Source organism: Prochlorococcus marinus XMU1402, assembly GCF_017696205.1.
GTDB lineage: Bacteria > Cyanobacteriota > Cyanobacteriia > PCC-6307 > Cyanobiaceae > Prochlorococcus_A > Prochlorococcus_A marinus_AC.
Genome location: NZ_JAAORD010000001.1, coordinates 980,181 through 995,055 on the forward strand (window position 1 = coordinate 980,181; position 14,875 = coordinate 995,055).

A 14,875-nucleotide genomic window follows, 5' to 3' on the forward strand; every position below is an offset into this window, starting at 1 on the left:
ATTAATGAGAATTAAATACATTCACAAACTTGAATATAAATATGAAGACCCTGTTCAATTAGGCGAGCATAGATTATGTATAAAGCCAAGGTCAAATGGATTCCAAAAGCTAAAGAATTTTGAATTAAAAATAACCCCACAACCAGAAATTATTTATCCATTACTTGCTGCCAGCGGAGAAGAGATTAATAGAATCAGATTCAATGGATTAACAGATAATTTAATTATTGAATCAATCAGCGAAGTTGAAACTATTAAGCATCCAAACATTATTGATGGAGTTAAAAATAGAGATTTATCATTACCTTTTTGTAGAAGCATTATCAACAGAGATTTACAGGGAGCATTAGAAGGATGGATGCCTAATGGACAACACGATCCCTCTGCCGTAGAACTTGCCCAAGAAGCCTTAGCAGGAAGCATTAATAACGCATTATCATTTACCTACCAGTTAATAGAAATCATTCAAGATCGGGTTAAATATACCAAAAGACATACAGGTCCAGCATGGCCGGCCAGCAGAACACTTAGAGAACGTATAGGTTCATGCAGAGATTTAGCAATGCTGATGGTTGAAGCTTGCAGGTCCATAGGTATCCCAAGCAGGTTTGTAAGTGGTTATCATTTTGAAGATCCGTTACCATCTGAGTTGGATTTACACGCTTGGGCCGAACTATATATTCCAGGTGCTGGTTGGAGAGGTTTTGATCCCAGCGGAAAAGGATTAATAGATGATAGATATTTAACATTGGTATCTTCTTCAAAATCTAATTTAACTTCTGTAATAACAGGAAACTTTACAGGAAAAAATAATTTAGAAAATACTTTATCCTGGGAAATCAAACCTCTTGAAATCAAATAAACACTAAATTTTTACTCTTTCAAATAACAAAACAATCTAATTAATAATATGTTTCTTTTTTAGTGTTAATTGATACGTTCTTGGATATATATATCTGTTTTCATTTGTGTAATCTTTAAAGAAAATTGAACTCAAGTTTAGAAATTCCAGTTATCAAATCAAACAAATCGAAAATGTTTGAATTGATAAGTTATGAAAAATTTCGCGATACAAAAGATGTAAGATTTTTTGATATTAGTGTTAATGAATCAAACTATAGAGATCTAGTGATTCACAGTGGGCCTGCAGTTAGTCCTCCAAATGATGAAGATTTTAATAATTGGCAATTTTACATACATCACAATCAAGAGGATAATCTATTAGCTATCTCCGGGGGAAGAACATTTTTCCTTGTAAATTTTGGCTGGGATTATCCTTTTTATAAAGTTAGATTAGAATCTTGCGGATATATTCTAAGGATACCTAGAGGAACTTTTCATAGATCAGTATCCGACGAAAACGGTTCCATAGTTTTAAATCAAGCCATTAGAGATGAAGGCGGTACAGTTGAATCTGAATTCAAGGTAACGAATAGCAAAGATAATAAAAAACTTCTAGATTGTATAACTAATTTAGAACCTAGATTTAAAATTTATAGTGTTAAATAATCTTAAAAAGGAGTTCCAAATTTATATATCAATTTTAAAAATTATCTAATTGTTATAAAATAATAATATTCGGATTATCTAGTATGAAATTTTTTAGTTTTTTAAAATATCTTTTATGCATAACTTTTTCTTTCTTAGTTTTATCCTCTCCAGTTTTTGCTGGGGCAAATGTAGCTGTTAAAGGCGAGGGAGATGAAGTTCCAAGTTATGTAAGATCTAATATTACAGGGTTTGATTTCCATGGAGAGGATCTTCATTTGTCATCTATAGCTGGAGCAGTTGCGAGAGACGCAGATTTTAGTGATGTTGATTTACATGGGACAACCTTGACCCTATCTGATTTAAAAGGTTCTAATTTAAATGGAATCGACCTGACCGATACTCTTTCTGATCGAGTTAATTTCCAAAAAACAGATCTTAGAAATGCTGTTCTAATAAATATGATCGCATCGGGTAGCAGTTTTGCAGGAGCTCAAATAGAAGGAGCAGATTTTTCTTACGCTATTCTTGACAGCGAAGATCAAAGAAATCTTTGTGAAATTGCTGATGGGATCAATCCAACAACGGGCGTTTCAACAAGAGAAAGTCTTGAATGTAGTTAGGAATAAAAATTATAAGTAAACTTTTTTTCCATTATTAAATTTATAAATTCTTTGTTCATCATCTTGAAAAATCATTTCACCATTTAATTTGGATTTCTTAAATTTTGACAGTCTTGCTCTGTGTATATTGGATTTTCTATTAATATTTTCTTCATTATCATAAAGCCCGATATAAATATTTAAATTAGGATTCGAAAAGGTTTTTTCTTCCTCCCTCAAAAAAATTCTTTCAATATTTGTTTGAGTGCTCTGCAGTTTATTTTTAAATTTATCTAATTTTAGATTCTTTGGATTTTTAGATTTAATTTTTTTGTAGACAAAAAAAATAACTCCTAAAATTAGAAAAAATAAAACTATTTTCATTACCTATTTAATTTTTATTTGTATATCTACCCCTAAATTACTTTTAGTAGTTAATATTTCTTTTTTTAAGAATCCATAAGAAAAAATTCTAGATAAAGTTTTCAAAGATTTAAAAACTAAAAAAACAGTAAATAAAAAGAGAACAATAATGTTTTCTATAAGAATATTTTTATTTTTATTATCTAAATTGCTCATATAAATCTTAAATTAATTATTTTTCATCACTATTTGCATATGGTCCGAAAAATTCACTGGCGTCTCTTCCCATTACTTTAGCAAGATTTAAACTTTTATCTATATCCCATTTAGATGCCATTCCATAAAGAATCCCAGCAGCAAAAGAATCGCCACATCCATAAGAGTCAACCTTTAATTTTTTGTTTTTAAGAGCCTTATATCTTCCTCCTGGGAATAGTATGCCTCCCTTCTCACCCTCGGTTTTAATAGTATATTTGGGTTTTAAAGATAAATCAGAAAAAGAAAAAACTTCCCCGGGGTCAAGATTACTGCCTACTAATCCATCTAAAAGAACATTTGATTTATTAATTGTGTTTAATCCCACCCTTGGAGTTGTACACAGTATTGAAGCTGATCTAGCCATTTTAAAAATCTCTGAATCAGATGCTGTAATAAAAATTCCGTCCATTTTTTTTAAAATATTCCATTCCAACTTGTCTTTATGAGTTGGAGCTAACCTTTCACCAATAACTGTTATTGCTCTTTCACCTTGAGAGTCAATTAAACTAAATCCTCTTCTAGTTGGTTTATCACGCCAAGCTACATGCAACTTAATTCCCATATTTGAGAGAATCTTGAAACACTTCTCTCCATATTCATCATTACCTAATGACGTAAAAAAATGAATTTGGTTTAAAGTTAAATCAGAAAGTATTTTTGCGATAATGGAGCCACCACCAGCTGGATACTCAAAGGACTTTTCAGAATGAGAAATGACTCCGGATTTTGGTAATTGATCAACCTTTAAGAAATTTATCCACTCAACATGACCAATCACGGCAAAATTTAAATTTCCCTTTTTAAATTTATAGTCTTCAACTTTATTATTGTTTTCAACAACCATGGGCTTTTAAATACTATTATTAAAAGAAATATTTTTGACAAGTGAATTCATTTAACATTTTAAAAGATAATAAACAGATACTATCTTATCTTTACCTTTTTCTATCAATTTTAGGTGCTGTACTGCCAATGATGGCAAATTTCGAATTTGCTAGGGAATATGGAAACAGCTTTGATATAAATAACTTCATTTCTTTAGCGAATGCAAACCCTGCAGCTCAGTCAATTTCTAGAGACTTATTAGTAGGTGCAAGCGCTATTTTTATATGGATTGTAAATGAATCAAAAAAACTAAACATGAAGAATATGTGGGTTGTATACATTGGAACTTTTCTTATAGCCTTCGCATTCTCTGCACCTTTTTTCTTATTTCTAAGAGAGAGAAGAATTATTGAATTAGAAAGGATTAATTAAAATAATCTCTTAAATAGAATTGCAAATGCAATAAAGCAACAACATGAAATGGAAAGCCAGATTATTGAAGCATAACCAAATATATCTAATATTCGACCCGAAATAAATGGTCCAAAAAAATAACCCATAGCGAAACATTGTGATAATAGAGCAAGTGCAAAACCTTTTTTGTTTGAAGGAGCTATTCTGAATACGACATCTGTTGATGTTGGAAGAAATGAAGCAGTCCCTAAACTTACTAATATCAATGAAAAAGAAATTAAATAAAAAGCTGGGATTTTTAGATAACTAGAAATAAATAATAAAAATGAAGCGAAAGAGAAATTTATTAAACTAAATTTCAAGCCATATAATCTTCCTTTCTTAGATATCCACGAACCGACAGGCCATTGTAAAAACAACAATAAAATTAACTGAATAGAAATTATAAGACTAATAATTTCTTTGCTTAATGCATTGCGATAAAATCCACCTTTAACAAGATCCAGAGGCAAAGTTACTTGAATCAGAGCTAAAGAGGTAGTTATCAATAAAATAGATAAAATTATTATTGTTGAATTCTTATTCCATTTCAATTGTCCCTGATTAATTGGATCTACTAATTTTTTTTGGAAATTTTCTAAGTTACTTTTAATAGAAGAACTATTTCTAGATATTAAATATACGATAACTATCATGCAAAATATATCATTAATAAAAATTGATTTAAAATACAAAAAATTTGTCATATACCCCCCTAAGAATACCCCTAGAAATATTCCTAAAGCCTCTGAACTTCTAACAAGAGCATACGCTTTGCGTGTTTCGATAGGATAGCAAAAATAGGGTACCCCAAACTCGGCAGCAGGCCAATATATTCCTGCAGCAGCCCCAACAAGTGATTGTCCAATTATGTACAAAAAAGTATCTATAGAAAAAATGAGGCATAAGCTAGCGGCAATACTTAGTATTGAAGAAGAAATTATTGGAAATTGTATTTTCCCTGTTTTATTAAGATAATTACCTGTAAAGAGTCTTGTTAGAGTTCCAATTATTGCTGAAATGGTAAACCCCAAGCCAATATCTGTTGCCGATAATCCTAGGTTATTAAAAATAAGTGATGTTAAATAAATAACACCTCCTGCTCCAAATGCAGCGAAAAATCTTATCTTGGTTATTAACCTCAAATGATATGGAAACTGAATCCACCAATTTTTGCTAATTTTTAAACTATTTGGACTAATCACAAGTGAAATACATTTTTATAATTTTTTTTAGTTTTTGTGGTTTATTTTTTAATAATGGTTTAAAGGCTGCTGAAAAGATAAATATTAAGTTTGAAGAGATGGAAATCCCTCTTACTATAGAACAATTATCAAAATTAGAAAAATACAAAGATGATTCAACAGAATTATTAGATTGGTTAAAAAAAAATGGATTAATAAGAGTTTTTGAATTATCAAAATTTTTAGAATTTCCAGTTTTCAAAGAAGAGGGATTAAATAGAGAAATATTAAGAAGTTGGATAGGACGTAAAATTCTTACAGAATTAAGCAAAAGCATTAAAGTTCCAAATGACAATAATGGAACAGAAATATATAACACTATAGAAAATTTATTAGATCAAAAAAAAGAAGTTTCAACTTTAGAAATCATAAAGGCATTACCATCTAAAGAAATTTCACTAGATATTGATAATTTAATTTTAATAATTTCATCTTGGAAAAATGAATTATCAATGCAACAAGAACTTTTATCCAAATTAAATAAACTTGAAAAAACGAACCATAATTCCTTTAAAAATACTAAAAAAGAATCAACTCAAGATCTAATTAAAATTGATAAAAAAATTTATGCCCCTCACCGAGTAAAACCTTTCGAAATTGAAATATGGAAAAACAATAAAACAAAAAATGATAAAGAACTGGTAATTTTTATGCCAGGACTTGGAGGCGAAATTGATAATTTCAAATGGATAGGCAACGAATTGGCTAAAAGAGGTTGGCCAATATTATTCATAGATCATAGAGGGAGTAATTTAGATTCATTCATAGAAGTTCTTGAAGGTAAGGAAACAATACCAGGAAGTGCAGATTTTTTCTTATATAGAATTAAAGATTTAGATGCTGTATTAAAAGCTCATGAAAATGGCGAATTTGATTTACCTAATGATTCTTATATTTTAATGGGGCATTCACTTGGTGCTTTAATAGCACTTTTACATGAAGGGAAAAAACCTACTGATCAACTAGAGAAGAAATGTGATTCGGCGTTGAAAGACTTTGCTGTAACAAATTTATCTAAATTACTTCAATGTCAGTTGAGCGAAATACCATTCCCTAAGAAAAATAACACTAATAAGGCCAGTGCGATAATTGGATTTAATTCATTTGGCAGTCTATTGTGGCCGACAGAAAAAAATTCTGGTATAGAGATACCGACTCTTCTGATAGGTGGTACATATGACCTTATTACACCGTTAATGAATGAACAATTTAGAGTTTTTACCGCTTTAAATAATCCATCAAATAGATTTCTAATTATTGAAGGAGCAAGTCATTTCTCTCCAATAAGAATTAATAATAGTTATAAAGAAAATAATGACGTCTTCAAAATAAGTGATTCTTTTATTGGTTCAGAGCCAATATTAGTACAAGATTTATCTGCGAAATTTATCGTTGAATTTTTAAAAAATATTAAAGAAAAAAAGATCCCTACAGTAGTTAAAAACCAAAGAGATTTGGGACTTAATTTCCATCTTTTAGATCTTAAAACAATAAAAGAAATTTCCGAAAATTAGTACTCTATTCTTGGATCTAAATAGGCAATTAAAATATCCACGAAGAGATTTAAAGAGACTATTAACATAGAGGTAAAAATTACAATTCCTTGAACCAATGTATAGTCTCTTTGAGAAATAGCTTCATGTAATCTTAAAGCTATACCTGGCCAGGAAAAAGTTACCTCAAACAATAAAGCACCTCCTGCTAATGAGGCCATAGTCAAGCCAGAAATAGTGACAATTGGCAATAGAGCATTAGGCAATGCATGGTTTAAAAATATTTTATTCCTTGATATTCCTCTACATAAAGCAGCATTTACATAATCACTTTTTAATGTCTTATCCAAATTTACTCTTAATGAGCGGCTGAATATACCACTTAATAAAAAGCCAAGGGTAATCGAAGGAAGTGCGAGATGATAAAGGCTATCTTTCAAAGCAATAAAATTATTTGAAAGAATACTATCTAAAACAAGAAACCCTGTAATTTGAGGTTGTTGCTGAAATATTGGAAATCTACCACCAATAGGAGAAATATTAAAGAATACAGAAAATAATAATTGCGCTAACATTGCACCCCAAAAAGGAGGGATCGCATATGTAGCAATTCCTAATATTCTCGTAATATAATCAGTCTTTTTCCCTCTATTTCTCAATCCAATTAATCCCAATGGGAATCCTATTAGTAGGGCACTTAATATTGAAAAGAAACCAAGCTCAAGACTTGCAGGCAACGACTTAAGAATAATATTTAGGACTGGCTCTTGGGTACTAAGAGATTGGCCAAAATCTAAGTACAATATATTTTTAATATATGAAAAATATTGATTTATTAAAGGTTCATTTAGCCCCAATTTATTTCTTAAAAGTTCCCTAGAAACCTCATCTGCACCAGATCCAAGTATTGCATCGACAGGATCGCCTGGTGCAACTCTTAATAAAATAAAAACTAATGAAGAAATTATCCATAACATTATGGGTATTAATGAAATTTTTAATAGGGAATAATTTAGTAGTTTATTTAAATTTCTACTCATTAATTAACTCAAGATCACTCAATGAAATTATTCCTGCACCATTAAAAATAGGTTTTGATATTTTATTTTGTGACCATGCTTTTTGAGAGGATATCCAAATAGGGATATAAGGTATTGAACGTGCTGCTATTTTTTCAATTTCAACAAGTTTTTCTAATCTTTTAATTCCACTTATTTTTTCACTCTCAAGAAATAAACTTTCCACTTTATTAGATCCCCAAAAACTCCCGCTGTAAACAGATTCTCCTTTTTTACATATACCATCAACTATTTCATTACAACTTAAAAGAGGGGTGAGATAGGCCTCTGGATCTGAATATGCCCCAGTCCAATCGAGAAGAACTGCCGTATAAATTCCTAAACTTAAATTCTTATAAACTGTTGTAGATTCAACCCCATTGAGTTCAATATCAATACAATCTTTCAAAGAACTTTTAATTTCTTCTTGCCATGTCAGAGCAATAAGCTTGTCAGCTGGTACATTCGATCTATAAGTAAGGGGTATTTTTAGAATATTTCCGTTGCAATAATTTTCTTTTTGCAATAAACTTCTTGCCTCTAAATAATCGTATTTAGGCCACAGTTCTTGATTATCTTTTTTTAATATCGAAGGAATAATTGATCTAGATGGCTTCCTTAATCCATAACTTACTTTCTCACTAATCAATTTTCTATTTAGACTTTTTGCTAAAGCCAGTCTTAAATTAGGATTATTTAGAGGATAAGAACTAGTTTTAAGGCTTATAAAACTTAATTCAGTGAAAGGGCTATTACCTTCATTAAACTGTTTATTTTTGCTTAAATTATTTAAACTTTTTCTCTGGCTATCATCAATTGAATTTGATAAAAGCACGTCAATTTGTTTACTTTTTAAAGCCCCAAAAAGAGATGATGAATTTGAATATCCCACAAAATTAACGCCGTTATTTAAGGGCTTTTCACCCCAATAATTCAAAAATGGATCAATTGCTTGAACTTCATTAGAAAAACTTGTCAGCACATACTTGCCAGTACCAACGAATTTTTCATTTAGAAACTTATCAGAATATTGTTTGTAAAATTTAGGAGATATTGGAGTTAAATTTACTGATGTGAGTAAACCATTTAAAGAACTTGATGGTTTATTCAAATTTATTTTGACTGAATATTCACTTGGCGTTTCTATTGATTTAATCTTATTTCCTAAAATATAGTTCATCGTTCCAATTCTTTTGAATCTATCAAAGGTAAACTTCATAGCATTTGAGTTAAACGCAGTTCCATCGTGAAACAAAACATTCTTTCTTAAATTAATAGTTATTTGAAGTCTATCCTTTGAAATAACTGGCATCCCCGCAGCCAATTGAGGGATTAATTCTCCATCAGAATTTAATTCATATAATGTGTCTCCAAGAGAACTGATTAATTGAATTGCTTTAAGAGTATTTGCTCTAGCTGGATCTAAAGATTCAATTTTTCCAGAACTAGCTACTATGATTTTTTTAGATATTCTTTTTGAGCCGCAAGAATTCTGTAAAAAGGAAATTAAAATAATAAATATTGATAAAACAACTTTTTCTTTCATATTTCATAATTACTAAGTTTTTCTGAAGAATTATTTGAGCAGAAAATTTGTAAGGTTATTTGATTTATTTCTAAAGCAAATGTTTTTTTAGAATTACAGGCAAAAGGCCACTCTCTAACCCAACAAATTTTTTTACTTATATTTAAACCAATTACTTGAAAAGTCTTATTGCTATTTTTAATTTTTACACAAGCACCTTTATAAAGGTATTCAGAAGAATTTAAATTATTATTTTCACTGTCTAATAGTTTTGAATGAATCATTAAGGTTCTAAAACCAAACACTTACTTTCTTCGGTTTACCAAGCTATAAAGAAATTTGCAAACTATTTTTTTAAATACAACTTAATTGACTTGCAATAACTTTGACTTCATTAAGCGAATTTATTTCATCTTTCGATTTCTCAAAATCTCCATTATTAACCTCATGAGTAATAACGACAATTTCTGCTTTGTCCTCACTTGCATCAAGTTGAACAATTGATTCGATTGATACATTATTCTTTCCAAAAATATCTCCAATCTTTCCTATGACGCCTGGACTATCAAGACAAATAATTCTAAGGTAATTTTTTTTGTTTATTTGTGAACATTCTATGATGTGGCAGGTTCTCCAGAAATCAAAAGATAACAATGGATCGACTGAATTATTATTTTTTACTGAGGCGGCATGCAGATTTAATATATCTGAGACTACAGATGCAGCGGTTGGGCCACTCCCTGCGCCTGGACCATACAACATTATCTCTCCTAGAGGATCAGCCTCTATCAATAAGGCATTGTTAACTCCCTTAACTGTTGCTAATGGATGAGATTTTGGGATCAAAGAAGGGCCTACCCAAATATTCAAAGCAAGTGAATCATTACTATTTGTTTGTCCCCTTTCGGAAAGCGCTAAAAGTTTTATTTCAAATCCTAATTTATTGGCATATTCAATATCCTTGAGATTAATTTTACTAATACCCTCAGAATGTATCTCCTCTCTTTTGATTTTCCCTCCAAAGGCAAGTTCACTAAGGATTGAAATCTTATCAGCAGCATCATGCCCCTCAACATCTGCGGTTGGATCAAATTCTGCGTAACCAAGGCTTTGGGCCAATTTTAAAGTCTCCTTATAATCAGCTTTTTCATTTGCCATCTTTGAAAGAATAAAATTTGTTGTGCCATTTATTATCCCAACCATTTTTTTTATACTGTTACTTTTTAATGATCTTTTTAAGGGTTCAATTATTGGAATCCCTCCGCAAACAGCCGCTTCTGACAAAATATACACTCCTTCTTTAGATGCAGTTTTATATATTTCTTCTCCATATCTTGCAATCACAGCTTTATTTGCAGTAACAACAGATTTACCTAATTTTAATGATTGCAGAATAATATCTTTCGCCAAATCAACTCCACCCATTACTTCAACAATTACATCTATAGAGGGGTCATTAATTAATTTAAATGGATCATCAGTTAACAAATTATTGTCTAGCTCAATACCCCTTTTTTTATTAAGATCTTTGACTGCTATTTTTGCAATTTCTATTTCTTTTAGGATTGGATGTGAATCAACTTCAGAACTTAATATTTTATAAATCCCTGAACCTACAGTTCCAAAACCTACAATCCCAATTTTGCATTTTCTCATTTTTTATTTCTTTTAACTTTGAATTTAATTTTATATTATTAGGCCTACAAAAATTCATTTGCTTGAGACTGCATTTTCAATAAAATGTTTAAAAAACCATTCGAACGTGAAGGTGTTAAGCTTGCTTTCAAACCAGTATCTTCTATAAATTTCTTATCTATTTCAACAACTTGATTTGGTGTCAACTCATTTAATCCACTTATTAAAAAGGCCAACAAACCCTTTGTTATGAGAGCATCAGAATATCCTTCCCAAAATAATTTACCGGCTTTAATAGTTGCCTTAACAAAAACTTCTGAAACGCATCCCTTAACTTTATTTTCTTCTACAAGAATTTCACTATCTGGCTCTTTCAATTTTTTGCCTAACCACAAAATGTATTCATATTTTCTTTTTGGATCTTCTGATTTCTTCAACTTTTCTACTAATTTTGATAAATTATTGTATTTTTCCTGATTTTCCATTTTTTTAAAGCTATAAATTAATCAATTTAATAATCTCCCATTATACAAATATTTCTTTTTCTGTGATAAATCCAGATAAAGGAATATCCCACTCAGCTCTCGTTAATGGAATCGTACTTACGCAATTAGAAGTTAATACTCCAATGCATGGAACATTTCCCCAATCATTATCTCTCCTTAATTTATCAAAATAACCGCCTCCATAACCCAATCTTGTTAAATTTTTATCAACCGAAAGACATGGTACAAATATCATGCTTATCTGCAAATGACTCAATGGAGAAGAGTTATTTGGACTTAGTATTCCCTCAGAATCTTTGGTAAGAGGTTTTTCGTCCCATGGATAAAATAACAACTCTTTTTTATCTTTACATCTAGGTAAAGCTAAAGTGAATTTTTTCTTTAGACCTCTAATATCAACTTCATTTTTTAGAGGCCAATATATAGCTAAATAACCAATATTTTTATATCCCTTAACAAATGAATCAATATATAATCTTACATTCTTTTCTACATTTTCTCTTTGATCAAGAGATATCCCATCTCTTAGTTTTCTAAACGTATCCCTCTCCAATTTCTTATTTTCAAAGATCGTCATTTAAATTCTCAGTTAAAGCCTTCCTCATTTAGTTTTGTGAGTGCTATTGCCAATGCATCTGCTGAATCATCAGGTTTTGGAGGTTTGTTAAGATCTAAGTCATACATAACAGCATCAAGAATATCTTTCTTAGATGCCTTTCCAGACCCAGCAATTGTTAATTTTATCTGCGCAGGTGAATACTCACTAACATGAATTTTTTTAGAGGCCAATACCATCATAATCACGCCTCTCGCCTGCACCACACTAATGGTAGTGCTTGACTTGTAAAAGAAAAATTTTTCTACTGCCGCTGCAGTTGGGTTCCAATGATTTATTAATTCATTAAGATCTTGGAATATCTCATAAAGTCTATGTTCTTCTTTTTTATCTTTACATGTCTCAATAACGCCGCAATCTAATAATATCTTTCTTTCATTTTCTATCTCAATTATTCCATAACCAACTCTAGCTAATCCGGGGTCAATCCCAATTATTCTCACTGTTATTAAGCTTCAGCAGCCAATTGAAATTTTGAAAGATTTTCTTTTTCATCTAAATCAAATACTTTACAAAAAGCTTGAATAACTCTTTCACCTGAATCAACTTGTTCTAAGGGGTCTTTTCTAAGCCTATGTCTTAAAGAACAAGAAATAACCCTTGCTATATCATCTTCTTGCACTTCAGTTCTGCCCTCAAATGCTGCAATTGCCCTTGCTGATCGATTCGTAACAATATCTCCACGTAAACCATCCACATCTAGTTCTCCGCAGATTGCAGAAATATTCAATCTTAAGTCATCGTCCATTTGAACAGAATTTAATATTTCTTGTGCTTTAATAACTTTTTGTTGAAGTTCATCCTGTTGTTTCTCAACACTCAATGAAAACTCATCAGGATTATCATCAAAAGAAGTTCTTTGATCAACTACTTGAACTCTTAATTCAGCATCTCTAACTGTCTTAACTTCAACACTCATTCCAAATCTATCCAATAGTTGAGGCCTTAATTCACCTTCTTCTGGATTTCCTGAACCAATAAGGACAAACCTCGCAGGATGTCGAACTGATACCCCCTCTCTTTCAACTGTATTCCATCCGGAAGCGGCCGAATCTAAAAGTACATCAACTAAATGATCATCAAGTAAATTCACTTCATCAACGTATAATAAACCCCTATTAGCTTTTGCTAATAGACCTGGTTCGAATGCCTTGACACCTTCGCTCAAAGCCTTCTCTATATCAATGGTTCCACAAAGCCTGTCTTCAGTAGCACCCAAAGGCAAGTCAACCATAGGTACTTGTTTTTGAGTACTCTCTAGATTCTCTCCTTGAGTAATTTTCTCCAAAACTTCTTTACTTTGTAAGTCAGGATCAACTAGTGAACTATTATATGGATCGTCTTTAACAACATCGATTTCAGGCAACAAATCAGCTAAGGCTCTAATAGTAGTGGACTTTCCAGTCCCTCTATCACCCATTATCATCACTCCTCCAATTCTTGGATCAATAACATTTAACAAGAGAGCCAATTTCATTTCTTCTTGACCAATTACTGCTGTAAAAGGAAAAACTCTTCTTTTCTTTGTTGTAGGCACAGTTTTAGTTTTCTTAAATATTCAAATAATCAATAGATGCTACTTCAGAAAATGTTTTTAGTAAATATCCCTATCAAATTAAAACAAGAAGTGAATAATAACTAATCAAATTTTTACTTACTTATTTTTTTTTGAATTGTTCAAAAACCAGTTTATTTGATGGACAATTCCTCGTAAAACATTTATTTCATGCATTGATGTATTTGCCCTCAAAATAAAATTCTTAAATTTACTAATTTTTGCCTTGGAGGTATGTTCTAAGAGATATCCAACTCGCAAAAGCATTTCCTCTAATTCCACAAATGTATCATGTACTTCATTCGATGATGCTAAGTTAAAAACTTTTAATTCATTATTTAAATTCTTTTTAGAAGACTTATTTAATTCATACAGAACTATTGAAACAGCGTGAGAAAGATTTAATGATGGATTTTTCTGAGAAGTTGGAATATTAAAAGTTTTATTTGCTAGAAGCAACTCACTGTTAGTTAAACCTCTATCTTCTCTTCCAAATATTATTGCTAAAGTATTAATCTTCTTAAAGGATAAAGTCCAATCAAAAATATCATCAGAAGATACAAAAAATGAATCTTTATTTACATCAATCCTTCCACAAGATGCTAGAACCAAATCACAATCAAAAATTGCTTTTTGAAGATCATCAAAAACCTTACAATGTTTAATAAATTTTTGACCTTTAAGAGCCATTTTTTTTGCTTCTAAAGAAAATATGTCGCATTTAGGAGAAACAATTCTTAATTCATCAACTTCAAAATTACTGCATAATCTAGCAACGCTACCTACATTTAAAGGGCCATTTGGTTCAACTAAAATTACCTTTAAATTAGAAAAATTTTTTCCCAAAATCATTCAAGACTATGAAGATATTTTAATAAATTTGACATATTTACAGGATCAATTTCAAAACTTGGCATAGGAGGAGTCAGGCCTCCAGTAACTTGTTTAATTATCTCTTTATCATTCAAACGTTGAGTTATTGAGTGTAAGTCTGGGCCCACTAATCCTCTTGCTGTAATTCCATGACATCCAACACAATTTATCTTAAAAAGAGCATCTCCCTCCTCAGCAGAGCCATTAAACTCAAGAGTTTCAATAATATACTTGTTATTTTCATGATGATTTACGAAAAATATTGCTAAACAAATTAATAAAACTCCAAATAAAACAAAAAATATTTTTAAGAACTCTCTTTTAAAGTCCCTTTCTGCTGCAGTTGATGAAGATGTTGACACAAAAAATAGTCTCTATGTA

The 14,875-nt window shown here is 30.7% G+C and carries 19 protein-coding genes; 5 read left to right on the plus strand and 14 right to left on the minus strand.

Annotated elements, in window-relative coordinates; all coding sequences use genetic code 11:
* The first annotated feature begins 4 nt into the window (after positions 1 to 4).
* The 3 genes from HA141_RS05685 (at position 5) to HA141_RS05695 (ending at position 2,111) form a co-directional block, all read left to right on the plus strand.
* Complete coding sequence (locus HA141_RS05685) at positions 5 to 862, plus strand: transglutaminase family protein (protein ID WP_209117718.1); 858 nt, start codon at positions 5 to 7, stop codon at positions 860 to 862.
* Between the two features lie 173 nt (positions 863 to 1,035).
* A complete protein-coding gene (locus tag HA141_RS05690) occupies positions 1,036 to 1,509 on the plus strand; it encodes a hypothetical protein (protein ID WP_025890920.1) in 474 nt (157 codons plus the stop codon).
* 83 nt (positions 1,510 to 1,592) lie between these two features.
* Positions 1,593 to 2,111, plus strand: coding sequence for a pentapeptide repeat-containing protein (locus HA141_RS05695; RefSeq protein WP_025932016.1), 519 nt, complete (start codon positions 1,593 to 1,595; stop codon positions 2,109 to 2,111).
* A 9-nt stretch (positions 2,112 to 2,120) separates the two neighbouring features.
* Here HA141_RS05695 and HA141_RS05700 read toward each other — a convergent pair whose 3' ends face one another.
* From HA141_RS05700 to HA141_RS05710, 3 genes are read right to left on the minus strand one after another with little or no spacing between them, the layout of a single operon-like run.
* On the minus strand, positions 2,121 to 2,474 hold the full coding sequence (locus HA141_RS05700; protein ID WP_209117720.1) for a hypothetical protein: 354 nt from the start codon (positions 2,472 to 2,474) through the stop codon (positions 2,121 to 2,123).
* A 3-nt stretch (positions 2,475 to 2,477) separates the two neighbouring features.
* Complete coding sequence (locus tag HA141_RS05705; protein ID WP_209117722.1) at positions 2,478 to 2,669, minus strand: hypothetical protein; 192 nt, start codon at positions 2,667 to 2,669, stop codon at positions 2,478 to 2,480.
* 16 nt (positions 2,670 to 2,685) lie between these two features.
* Positions 2,686 to 3,555, minus strand: coding sequence for a carbohydrate kinase family protein (locus HA141_RS05710; protein WP_209117724.1), 870 nt, complete (start codon positions 3,553 to 3,555; stop codon positions 2,686 to 2,688).
* A 41-nt stretch (positions 3,556 to 3,596) separates the two neighbouring features.
* Here HA141_RS05710 and HA141_RS05715 point away from each other — a divergent pair, with 41 nt between their 5' ends.
* A complete protein-coding gene (locus HA141_RS05715) occupies positions 3,597 to 3,968 on the plus strand; it encodes a DUF2834 domain-containing protein (RefSeq protein ID WP_209117726.1) in 372 nt (123 codons plus the stop codon).
* Here the strand turns inward: HA141_RS05715 and HA141_RS05720 are convergent.
* A complete protein-coding gene (locus tag HA141_RS05720; RefSeq protein ID WP_209117728.1) occupies positions 3,965 to 5,194 on the minus strand; it encodes an MFS transporter in 1,230 nt (409 codons plus the stop codon). The two genes, HA141_RS05715 and HA141_RS05720, sit on opposite strands and share 4 nt — an antisense overlap.
* 2 nt (positions 5,195 to 5,196) lie before the next feature.
* Here HA141_RS05720 and HA141_RS05725 point away from each other — a divergent pair, with 2 nt between their 5' ends.
* Positions 5,197 to 6,747, plus strand: coding sequence for an alpha/beta fold hydrolase (locus tag HA141_RS05725; protein ID WP_209117730.1), 1,551 nt, complete (start codon positions 5,197 to 5,199; stop codon positions 6,745 to 6,747).
* On the opposite strand, the gene HA141_RS05730 is transcribed toward HA141_RS05725, so the two are convergent.
* The 10 genes from HA141_RS05730 to HA141_RS09770 all read right to left on the minus strand — a co-directional run bounded on the left by HA141_RS05730 (position 6,744) and on the right by HA141_RS09770 (position 14,856).
* Positions 6,744 to 7,766 carry an ABC transporter permease gene (locus tag HA141_RS05730; RefSeq protein ID WP_209117732.1) on the minus strand — a complete coding sequence of 341 codons (1,023 nt, stop codon included), beginning with the start codon at positions 7,764 to 7,766 and terminating at the stop codon, positions 6,744 to 6,746. The genes HA141_RS05725 and HA141_RS05730 overlap by 4 nt on opposite strands.
* Positions 7,759 to 9,330 (minus strand): ABC transporter substrate-binding protein, encoded by a 1,572-nt coding sequence (locus HA141_RS05735; RefSeq protein ID WP_209117734.1) that lies wholly within the window; start codon positions 9,328 to 9,330, stop codon positions 7,759 to 7,761. The genes HA141_RS05730 and HA141_RS05735 overlap by 8 nt, the downstream gene beginning before the upstream one ends.
* Positions 9,327 to 9,593, minus strand: a complete 267-nt coding sequence (locus tag HA141_RS05740; RefSeq protein ID WP_209117736.1) for a hypothetical protein — start codon at positions 9,591 to 9,593, stop codon at positions 9,327 to 9,329. The genes HA141_RS05735 and HA141_RS05740 overlap by 4 nt, the downstream gene beginning before the upstream one ends.
* 70 nt (positions 9,594 to 9,663) lie before the next feature.
* Positions 9,664 to 10,965: a homoserine dehydrogenase gene (locus tag HA141_RS05745; protein WP_209117738.1), complete on the minus strand. Its 1,302-nt coding sequence runs from the start codon at positions 10,963 to 10,965 to the stop codon at positions 9,664 to 9,666.
* 44 nt (positions 10,966 to 11,009) lie between these two features.
* Positions 11,010 to 11,429 (minus strand): SufE family protein, encoded by a 420-nt coding sequence (locus HA141_RS05750; protein WP_025923325.1) that lies wholly within the window; start codon positions 11,427 to 11,429, stop codon positions 11,010 to 11,012.
* A gap of 40 nt (positions 11,430 to 11,469) precedes the next feature.
* Positions 11,470 to 12,027 carry a 5-formyltetrahydrofolate cyclo-ligase gene (locus HA141_RS05755; protein ID WP_209117740.1) on the minus strand — a complete coding sequence of 186 codons (558 nt, stop codon included), beginning with the start codon at positions 12,025 to 12,027 and terminating at the stop codon, positions 11,470 to 11,472.
* 8 nt (positions 12,028 to 12,035) lie between these two features.
* Entirely contained in the window at positions 12,036 to 12,509 is a 474-nt protein-coding gene (gene ruvC, locus HA141_RS05760) for a crossover junction endodeoxyribonuclease RuvC (protein ID WP_209117742.1), read from the minus strand.
* A 5-nt stretch (positions 12,510 to 12,514) separates the two neighbouring features.
* Positions 12,515 to 13,603 (minus strand): magnesium chelatase ATPase subunit I, encoded by a 1,089-nt coding sequence (gene bchI / locus HA141_RS05765; RefSeq protein WP_209117744.1) that lies wholly within the window; start codon positions 13,601 to 13,603, stop codon positions 12,515 to 12,517.
* A gap of 117 nt (positions 13,604 to 13,720) precedes the next feature.
* Positions 13,721 to 14,473 carry an RNA methyltransferase gene (locus tag HA141_RS05770; protein ID WP_209117746.1) on the minus strand — a complete coding sequence of 251 codons (753 nt, stop codon included), beginning with the start codon at positions 14,471 to 14,473 and terminating at the stop codon, positions 13,721 to 13,723.
* Positions 14,470 to 14,856: a cytochrome c gene (locus HA141_RS09770; RefSeq protein ID WP_348535311.1), complete on the minus strand. Its 387-nt coding sequence runs from the start codon at positions 14,854 to 14,856 to the stop codon at positions 14,470 to 14,472. Before HA141_RS09770 ends, HA141_RS05770 begins: the two co-directional genes overlap by 4 nt.
* Between the last annotated feature and the right edge of the window lie 19 nt (positions 14,857 to 14,875).

Bases quoted from the DNA above. Each gene is read 5' to 3' on its own strand.
- HA141_RS05710 (WP_209117724.1), bottom strand. From the start codon at position 3,555: ATGGTTGTTGAAAACAATAATAAAGTTGAAGACTATAAATTTAAAAAG.
- HA141_RS05700 (WP_209117720.1), bottom strand. From the start codon at position 2,474: ATGAAAATAGTTTTATTTTTTCTAATTTTAGGAGTTATTTTTTTTGTC.
- HA141_RS05740 (WP_209117736.1), bottom strand. From the start codon at position 9,593: ATGATTCATTCAAAACTATTAGACAGTGAAAATAATAATTTAAATTCT.
- HA141_RS05750 (WP_025923325.1), bottom strand. From the start codon at position 11,429: ATGGAAAATCAGGAAAAATACAATAATTTATCAAAATTAGTAGAAAAG.
- HA141_RS05730 (WP_209117732.1), bottom strand. From the start codon at position 7,766: ATGAGTAGAAATTTAAATAAACTACTAAATTATTCCCTATTAAAAATT.
- HA141_RS05690 (WP_025890920.1), top strand. From the start codon at position 1,036: ATGTTTGAATTGATAAGTTATGAAAAATTTCGCGATACAAAAGATGTA.
- HA141_RS05705 (WP_209117722.1), bottom strand. From the start codon at position 2,669: ATGAGCAATTTAGATAATAAAAATAAAAATATTCTTATAGAAAACATT.
- HA141_RS05695 (WP_025932016.1), top strand. From the start codon at position 1,593: ATGAAATTTTTTAGTTTTTTAAAATATCTTTTATGCATAACTTTTTCT.
- HA141_RS05770 (WP_209117746.1), bottom strand. From the start codon at position 14,473: ATGATTTTGGGAAAAAATTTTTCTAATTTAAAGGTAATTTTAGTTGAA.
- HA141_RS05735 (WP_209117734.1), bottom strand. From the start codon at position 9,330: ATGAAAGAAAAAGTTGTTTTATCAATATTTATTATTTTAATTTCCTTT.
- HA141_RS05745 (WP_209117738.1), bottom strand. From the start codon at position 10,965: ATGAGAAAATGCAAAATTGGGATTGTAGGTTTTGGAACTGTAGGTTCA.
- HA141_RS05755 (WP_209117740.1), bottom strand. From the start codon at position 12,027: ATGACGATCTTTGAAAATAAGAAATTGGAGAGGGATACGTTTAGAAAA.
- HA141_RS05685 (WP_209117718.1), top strand. From the start codon at position 5: ATGAGAATTAAATACATTCACAAACTTGAATATAAATATGAAGACCCT.